The following is an 8,925-nucleotide window of genomic DNA, read 5'->3' as shown; positions in this document are numbered from 1 at the left end:
ACCCGGCAGAAGCCGTCCTCACACTCCATGAATCAGCGGGGTTAAGGCCGGGTGGGCGCGGTCCGGTTGGGAACCCGACGAGGCCTGGCCAACAGCTAACGCGACCGTTGTAGGGAAAGCACGAACTGCGCTTCAAACTGGTACTGGCTGCACTCCCAAACCCACTGCCTGCATTGCCGTTCGAAGCGCAGTGAGTCGCGCGGAGATCTTATGAACTGGATGCTAACTTCGCTATCTGTGCGGAGCACGAGGGCGAGCACATATTGACTGCCGTGGTCTCGGACGAAAGAATCCTCGTTTGGAGTCAGCGCAAATGGTTGTCCAGGGTAGGAAAGAGATTTAATTTCAACGTAGAACTCTTCGGATTCACTTTGGGCCCACAAGTCGTATCCGACGTTCTGCCGGGTTCGATCTTCTACCCGAAATCCGAGTTGGTTCTCTAAGAATTCATGAACGGTATTTTCGGCTGAGCGCCACTTTAGAAGAGCATTCTGCGACTTTGGAACGTCGGTGCGCTTCGCGGCCGTCGGGGCAAACGGATCTGCAAAGCTGGGGGCTCCGGCGGTGGTGTTCCTCGCAGTTACCCCTGTTTCACGCGCGCTCTGAACCGTCGCAACTGTGCTCGGGAATGCCTTATCTAAGCGTGCGTCAAAGCCTATCAAGCGGCGACGAAGAGCTGAGGGTTCGAGACCAGCTTCTTCAATCCATTCGAGAAAGTCCCCGTCCAAGATCAGTGCATTCTCTGCCACGGAATTCAAATGCGTCAATCCCGCCGATGTTGGCCATTTCGGAAGTGCGCTCAAATCCTCGAATCTGACGCTCGTAGGGATGACTGAAGCCACAACATGCCCAATTAGTTGAGCGAAACCCCTCGGGCTAATCGCGTCATCCTGTGCTGCCTGCATTACGGCGTCAGGTCCTGCGGTTTCTGACCCGCAGAAAGCTGCTAAGTTGGCGAGAGGGGACGGGTTACTTAGATCGCGATATATGACCGATTTGCCGACCGGACCCACAAGCGCTTTCGAATCCGTTTCATTAAGCCAAGCGGGCCCGAGGGCAAAACGATCCCTCAATGGAGTGAGTTGGAAGCGAACTTTGGTGGCGAGTGCAACGCGAAAGCTGGACCGCTCAAACTGAAGCGTTACATCGTCGACATAGGGAGTTAGGCACTCAATTAGTTTGATATCGGCTTCAGAACTGGATGATGTAGCTGTCGAAATAATTCTACTGACAAGTTTGGCGACTTTATCCAATTGCGAATCAGTGTCGTTGTCAAGAACGACCCGAGTGCGCGATGGATCGGTGCTAAAATCGCCGTTTATTCGGGCGGGAATACCTGTCTCTTCTTGGGTTGGCAGAAAAGCGTGGACTAGTGACTCTGGTCTCTTGAGCGGGACCGCTACCCCAGACTCCGTTGAGATTGCTACCGACACGTCATCGCCAGATAGAATTCTCCAGGTTTCTCTACTGGTGGGAGAACTTGTAGCGAGTTCGACTGATCCGTCATCCAGGATCTTTCGGTGGCAGGAGAAAGATTCCTCCCGGCCGAATGAAGTGCGAACGTTCTCCACATTCCTAAGGAAAAGAAGATGGTCGGAATCAAACTTCTCGAACTCGTTCTCGACCTGGACGCTATCAATCCCGGAGAGGATAAAGAAAGTCTGGTGTCCTTGTTCCTTCAGCGTTTGAATCGTCTGGTTCAGATAGGCGTCATTCAGGCTTATCGGGTGCGGGATCCGCACGAGAGGGACGGGTACGTCGGAAAGTCCAAGGGTCGCACGCGTAAGTTCGCGATCGAACGTGGCGGATAACTCACCACTGATAAGATGCACTCTGGTTGCGAGCCCGACGACCGACTTGAATCCAATGCCGCGGTACCCAATTGACTCCCCGCGCGATTTTCTAGAGGAGGCACTTCGGCAGATGCTACGGAAATCCTGTTCGGAAAATACCTTGCCCGAGTTCGCTGCCAGCACCCAGTCGCGTCCTTGCATGAAGGCTACGTCGCGAGCGCCAGCGTCGTCCGCATTCTGAAGTAATTCGATGAACGTGCGATTCGCATAGGACTCGGAAACGTAGCGCTCGAGGCCGGCGATGTCGGTCAGCATGGCGGGCGATGCGGCGGCTTCGGACAGAAGCTCGCTGCGGACCCGATGCAAAATTTCCACTACTGGAACGTCCTTAGAAAGGTTTCGGAGTGACCCGGATCAGCGCTGGCGGCTCAAGCACGTCGAAAAGCGTTAAGCTGATAGATTCGAAACCGACGAACGACTCTTCGTCGATGAAGCTTTGGCTGGTTCCAATCAGTTGGTTCTTGTCGTTGTACACCGATGCGACGAGGCTGATTCCATCGTCAAGATCGGCTGACCCGCCCAGGACATCGAAGTTCACCGTCAGTTGCTGACTGTACTCGTCCGATGTCCACACCGCGTATATCGATTGGATTGTAATGCCAAGTTTTTGCTCAATCGATTCAATTCGTTGCACTCTATCGGTTAGCTCAATGCGGCGCGACACTTAATACCCTTTCATTGCTGGCTGCTTGGACGCGACCCTGTGTGGCATGTGGTTCAGTCGCTCCACATAATCTAACCGATCTTGCACTTCCGCGCGTTCATACCTCGATTCGGGTTACGCAGGTATGGATTACGTTCACTGAGTGGAAATTACCTGACCGTCTGGCGCGAGGTGGCGCCTAGAACGCCAAGGCTGACGGGCAACCACGCAGTCGTTCTTCATATTCCGAGGGCGGAAGCTTGAGCCAGGAGGTCGGCCGGCATGGGGCGTCGAAGTTTCCAGCGTATCTGGATGGGTCGCTCGCCAGAATGGGACACGTAGTCGGCATTGCCGAGAAGGATGAAGGGCGCGGTTGTGACGTCGTCTTTGGGTGAGTTTCGAACAGCCAGCAAGACGCTTGTGCCGTTCTTCCGCTGGCTAAGGTAGCGGCGGCCGGCCCTAGAAGTCTGCGATGTACCTGATTGCGACTCCCAGTCGAACAGCGTTGGCGAGACCGGGACGTCGCGGTACATCGTAGATGGGCTGAATACGTTCTCGTCCTTGTGGAGGTTGATGAAGAAGAGGTCAGTCTGATGAGTCTCGGACCAGGCGACACCTTCGCGGGAGCCCTGCGGCCTCCCGTCCTTGCCGCGCCAATCCAGCGCTGACAGCAATTCCTCGCGGCTATAGCTCGCATGGGAGCGCAAGGGCAGATCTGCGAGACTGCCGTCCAGCGGTAGGGGAACATGGTGAATGTTCCTCGTAGATGCCTCCATCAGCTGAACAAGCTCCTCGAACAAGCGCGGATACTCAGCAAGTTCCGCGACTGTCTGCGCGAAGTCAGGCGTCGATTGCGAGGGTAGGAGGTAGTCGATGAGCATCGACGCCCACAAATCGCCACGGGAGAAGGTTTGGCCAGCCAAAATGCCTTCGCTGACTCGGGTGTACTCCCGAATTCGTTCGAGATCGTCGACCGTCCTCAACCGCTGTAGTCTCTTGAGAAGCTTCTTCTCCTGTCCTTCGGGCGCCGCATTCCCTGTCGCAATTGACACGATCGTCGTCCAAGAACGATCAGTTCGGTAGATATCGTCCAGTTCGCGGTTGGTCTCGTTAAGGAACTCTGCCAGCTTGGGGACGGCACCGAGCGACTGCAGGTCCTTCGCTAGAGCGTGTTTCGTGTTGGCCTTCACTGCCGCCTTTATTGACTGCAGCACTTCGTCTCGCGACACCTCATCGAGAACGATACGAGACGCGCCGGGAAGAGAAGGAAAGCCCACGTCCAGATCGGATTCGAGCCGTCGTCGTGACAACCCGGTCATCGCGTGGAACCGCCCAGCAAGGTTGAAGTCAGCCCGATGCTGGCCCACGAAGTCCAAGACGATGAGTACTGCTTTGCCAGGGGAGCGACGCAGTCCGCGTCCGAGCTGTTGAATGAACACGGTTGAACTAGCGGTGGGGCGGAGCATCAAGACAACATCGACCGACGGGATATCGACGCCTTCGTTAAAGACATCAACAGTGAAGATGCAACGCAGTTCTCCCGACTTGAGTTGCTCGACCAGAGCGCGACGCTCGTCGGGGTCGGTGGTGCCAACGATGGCAGCGGAGGGGATGCCACGCGCAGTGAACGCTTTCGCCATGTACTTCGCGTGGTCGACCGAGACGCAGAAGCCGAGTGCTCTCATTCGATTGGGATCGAGAACTTTCTCGCGAAGAGCTTTGAGGATGAGGAAGGTCCGGGCATCATTGCCGGTGTAGAGCGCTGACAGCGCCCCTGGGCTGTACTGACCTGCGGTCCACTCGACATCGCGGAGATCGGTGTTGTCGGAAATGCCGTAGTAGTGGAATGGGCACAGGAGATCCTGCTCGAGGGCGTCCCACAAGCGCAGCTCATACGCGGTGCGGCCATCGAAGAACTCTCGGACGTCAACACCGTCTGCGCGCTCAGGCGTTGCGGTAAGCCCAAGGGTTTCCGAGGCGGTGAATCGCGTCAGCAGGCGCCGATAGCTGGACGCTTTGGCGTGGTGGAACTCGTCGATGACCAGGACGTCCCAGTTGGCACGAGCGGCCTCGTCGCGGTCAAGGGACTGCACACTCGCGAATACGTGCTTCCAGTGGCGCGGACGCTCGCCCCCAACGAACAGTTCGCCAAAAGACCCGTCGCCGAGCACGGCCCGGTATGTCCGAAGTGCCTGCACGAGGATCTCTTTACGGTGAGCGACAAACAGCAAGGAGGGTTGAATGCCATCGGCCTTCTCCACCATCGCGCGATAGTCGAGCGCCGCGACCACGGTCTTTCCGGTCCCGGTGGCAGCGACGAGAAGGTTCCGGTGGTTGTCGAACACTTCTCGCTCGGTCGCAAGCGCATCGAGCATCAACTGTTGGTGACCGAACGGGCGTACTTCCAAGCCTGAAAGGGTGACTAGAACAGAGCTCGACTTGCGCCCACCCGACTCCTCGAGCGCTCTGTCTAACTTGTCTGCGTCGGTATCAGGGTCATAAATTTCGAAGTCTGCGAGGTTCCAGTACGAGTCGAAAACCGTCTCAAACTTGGCCATTTGGGCCGCGTGCGCCACTGAGGACAGTCGAACGTTCCACTCGAGCCCGTCCACGAGCGCCGAGCGAGAGAGGTTAGAACTGCCGACGTACGCGGTGTCGAACCCGGAAAGCCGCCGGAAGAGCCATGCTTTTGCATGCAGTCGGGTGGAGGCCTTCTCAAAGCGCACCTTGACCTGAGCGCCGTAGTCTTTCACCAGGACATCGAGCGCTCGTCGGTCCGTTGCACCCATGTAAGTAGTCGTGAGGACCCGTGGAGTTATCTTACGCTCGGCGAGTAGTTGAAACTGGGGAGCTAGAACCGTCACCCCAGTGAACTTCACGAAAGCGCACAGCAGGTCGACTTCGTCAGCCGATTCCATCTCGAGGGCGAGTTCGTTCCCGAAGCCAGGCTCGTCCCGAGCATTGGTAAGAAGCGCCCCTTCGGACAGCGGAGTCGAAGGTCGACGAGGTTCTTTTCGCCCGGCGGGGTAGATGGACTGAAGGACCGATCCGCCTGCAAGATCGTCGGCATCGGAGTCGAGAACGCCGAGGAACCGTTCAACTGCTTCGAGTCGCTTGTCGTGGTCGACAGACTCCAAGAATCTCTGGACCGCATCGCCGACGTGTCGCCCCAGGACCTCTGGAGCGAGGACCGGATCCAGATTAACGATTCTTCTGGACCCTGTAGTCGCATCTAGTCGCTGCTGAAGGCGCGGGGTGATGACCGACTCGTAGAGTCCGTCAGGCAACGGCGCACTCATGGCTGTTCCGAGACAGGCGCGAAGGCGGGAGACGTAAGGACCGCTACGGCAGGGAGATCCGGTGTCGCCCAGTCGATCGATGAAAGGGAGGGGACAGGTAGCCAGCGCAATTCATCGTGATCGGAGCTACGGGCCGGTGCCAATGCAGACGTGACGAGGTAGCAGGCCAGGTCAATGTCGAGGTCGCCGACCGTAGTTACCGTCCTATCGACGAGACTGCCAACCGAGACCGAGATCCCTAGCTCTTCCTGGATCTCGCGAATCAGTGCGCGTTCGGGGGTCTCGCCGTCGTCGATCTTCCCGCCTGGAAACTCCCATTTGCCGGCCGCGGACTTGCCAGGTGCTCGTCTGCAGGCGAGCACCTTGCCATCCCGATAGAAGACTGCCGCCACCACTTCGATCCGCGGCAATTGAGCTCCCTTGTCAGCGCGCTTCACATTCGGGAGTAGACCTTATCGTCAGGGGAGCCAGTCACTTAGCCATATCGCCCCAGTCGGCGAATCCCGACGGGTCGTGCCGGCCCAGGTTGGCGTGCTCGAACAGGCCCCAGCCCACGTCGCCGTTGCAGGTCGCGCGGGCCACGTGATCCACGGTGTTGAACGGCAGCATCGACACGATGTCGGGCGACGTCATGTCGTAGAAGACCGACTCGCTCCAGTCGCGACCCATCCAGCGGCCGTGCGACCACGCCGGGTCGCCCACGTAGCCCGAGCCCATGCTCAGCGGGACGCCGCCTAGGGTCTCGACCTCGAGCAGCAGAGGCTCGCCGCGGGGCGTGGTCAGGTGCAGCCGCGCACAGTCGGGATGGCGGGTGCCGCTGCGGTAGTCGACTTCCAGGCGCGGCCAGCCGAGTTGCTCGATCTGACCGTTCGCGAACACCCGGCTCGCGTGGTTGAGCGTCCGGTGCCCGTCGGGGCTCTCCTGCAGGATCACGACCATCGCGTAGTCGTCGAAGCGCAGCGGAATGTACGTCCACCAGAACCCCTCACGCGGCTCGGCGGCCCACCGCCCCGGGGGATCCGACTCGCCACTGGGGCGGATCCCCCACGAGCGATCGCGGGTCCCCAGCCACACGTCCGGGTCCACGTGGAAGTCGTGGCCGTCGACCGAGAGAGTTCCCGACCAGCTGCCCATCTGCGCGAACCGGCTCGCATCCAACATCGCGCGAGTGCCCTCCAGCAGAATGTGCCGGTCCTCGAGCACCGCGTCAAACGAGCCCTCCCAGGTCATGTCCATGGAGAGGTCCGGGTGTTCGCAGACCAATCGGAGTTGGCGCAGCGGTTCGATCACCTCGATCCGGTACCCGCCCACCGCCGGCTCCAACGACCGCGACTCGAGCGCATCGGAGAACCGCACCGAGCGCTGCGTGTCGCCGTGGCGCACCGTCGCGAACGCGTCCACCACACCGAGATTGGGATACACCCCGAACCCGGTCACCAGAAATACCTCGCCGGTGCGGTCGTGCGCGTTGAAGTAGTAGCGGTCGTAGAAGTTCCGATCACTCGTCACCGCCTGGGCCATCGGCAGCGGCGTCTGATGAACGGGGAACTCGTCGAGCGGAGTGGGTTTCACGTGGATCCTCAGATGTGGTCGGCCGCGGGCGCGGCGGGGGAGAGGCCGGCGGGCGCGCTCAGTCGGCGATCAGCCGGGCGAGCATGGCGTGATGGAGGACGTACTCGTCCGGGTGAGCGGGGGCGTCCTGCTCGCCGAAGTGAATACGACGACGAGTGATCCGCGACAAGATCACGGCCTGCCGCAGCCCGGCGTACACGTAGTAGAACGGCAGATCGCGCACGGTGGAGCCGGTCAGTTGCTCGTACTGCTCGATGACCTCACGGTGATCGAACAAGTCAGGGATTCCGGGGAACCCGAAGGTCACGGCCAGGTCCTGGAACAGATCATGGAAGTACAGGAACCATCCCAGGTCGACCTCGGCCGGCGCGATGGCCGCCATCTCCCAGTCCAGCACGGCCGTCGGGGTGGTGCCCTCGTAGAGGATGTTGCCGATCCGGGCGTCGCCCCAGCTCAGCACGTCCGGCCCCGTCTCGTCGGGCCAGTGGGCCTCGATCCAGTCGAAGGCGCGCTCGATCACCGGGATCCGCAGGCCATCCTCGCAGGTGGTCCATTCGTAGTAGGCACGCTGCTCGTCCACATGGGCACGCAGGGCGCTCGTGCCCGGGCCGGGGGAAAAGGAGGGCACCAGCTCGGCGGGCCGCGCGATCTGGTGGATCGCCGCCAGCGCCGCGACCGACTCGCGCTGGAACTCCCGACGCTGTTCAGGGTCCATCTCGACCAGCCAACCGTCGAAGACGTACGGGGGATTGTCGACCGGAGCCTGCCCGGTGGCCCGGTCCATCACGAGGAAGGGCGTGCCGAGAACGGCAGGATCCAGCTCGAGCCAGCGAACGCGGGGGACCGGTAGATCGGTCTGCTCACCGACCACCCGCATCACCTCGAACTGCTTGGCCAGGTCGTAGACGGGGAACACCGGGAAGGAGTCGTCCTGCGGGCACATCCGGGCGACCAGCTGCGCGGAGTGCCGCTCTTGTGAATCGGCCGGGGTCCACGTGGCGTCGAAGAGCACCGAGATGTTGGACATCCCCGAACTCTCCGGCCGACTCACCTGGCCCACCTCCACCCCGGCGGCCTCATCGACTTCCTCGCGACCGGCCAGCCAGGTGGCCAGTCGCCCGCGCAGCTCGTCGAGATCGGCCTCGCCGGAGGTCACGCGTTGATGGAGCGGTTCGTCGGAGCGTGTCTGTGTCATGTGGTGGACCCTTCGTGCGGACCTGCTGCGCGGGCGGGACCCGCGATGAGCACAGTGTGACCCACTGCACAGTAGGTACGGCTCGAAATGCGCATCCCCGCAGCCGGCCAAGTGATTTGGGGCGGTGCGCCTCGTCGTCGTCGTCGTAACTCGTTGCTCTCGATGAGCCCTGTCTCCGTCCCGAGCCTCGGGCGTACAGCCCAGGCGGACGGGGGCGAGGAGATCGATGACTCGTCACGGAGTTCGGGTGATAGGTAGCCTCGGGACATGGGCCTCCGAGGCCTTGAGTAGTCACGCTGAACGTAGAAAAGGTGTCTGTTGTCAGTCCCATTGAGCATCCTCGACCTGGTCTCCATCTCCGAG

6 protein-coding genes are annotated in these 8,925 nt (G+C 60.4%); all 6 read right to left on the bottom strand.

Annotated features, from left to right (window positions below):
* Window positions 1-95 precede the first annotated feature (95 nt).
* The 6 genes from G6016_RS02035 to G6016_RS02010 all read right to left on the bottom strand — a co-directional run bounded on the left by G6016_RS02035 (window position 96) and on the right by G6016_RS02010 (window position 8,562).
* Window positions 96-2,168, bottom strand: coding sequence for a sacsin N-terminal ATP-binding-like domain-containing protein (locus G6016_RS02035; RefSeq protein ID WP_182631044.1), 2,073 nt, complete (start codon window positions 2,166-2,168; stop codon window positions 96-98).
* A 13-nt stretch (window positions 2,169-2,181) separates the two neighbouring features.
* Entirely contained in the window at window positions 2,182-2,517 is a 336-nt protein-coding gene (locus G6016_RS02030; protein ID WP_182631043.1) for a hypothetical protein, read from the bottom strand.
* A gap of 218 nt (window positions 2,518-2,735) precedes the next feature.
* Window positions 2,736-5,795, bottom strand: a complete 3,060-nt coding sequence (locus G6016_RS02025) for a DUF3427 domain-containing protein (RefSeq protein WP_182631042.1) — start codon at window positions 5,793-5,795, stop codon at window positions 2,736-2,738.
* Entirely contained in the window at window positions 5,792-6,232 is a 441-nt protein-coding gene (locus tag G6016_RS02020) for a (deoxy)nucleoside triphosphate pyrophosphohydrolase (protein ID WP_338403475.1), read from the bottom strand. The genes G6016_RS02025 and G6016_RS02020 overlap by 4 nt, the downstream gene beginning before the upstream one ends.
* Before the next feature lie 34 nt (window positions 6,233-6,266).
* Entirely contained in the window at window positions 6,267-7,367 is a 1,101-nt protein-coding gene (locus G6016_RS02015; RefSeq protein WP_182631041.1) for an Rv3169 family protein, read from the bottom strand.
* Window positions 7,368-7,425: 58 nt separating this feature from the next.
* Complete coding sequence (locus G6016_RS02010) at window positions 7,426-8,562, bottom strand: phosphotransferase family protein (protein ID WP_187354245.1); 1,137 nt, start codon at window positions 8,560-8,562, stop codon at window positions 7,426-7,428.
* Window positions 8,563-8,925 lie beyond the last annotated feature (363 nt).

This window comes from Dietzia aerolata, from assembly GCF_014144865.1.
Lineage (GTDB): Bacteria > Actinomycetota > Actinomycetes > Mycobacteriales > Mycobacteriaceae > Dietzia > Dietzia aerolata.
The sequence above is the reverse complement of the archived record's forward strand: the minus strand, read 5'-3'. Positions and strand labels throughout refer to the sequence as shown.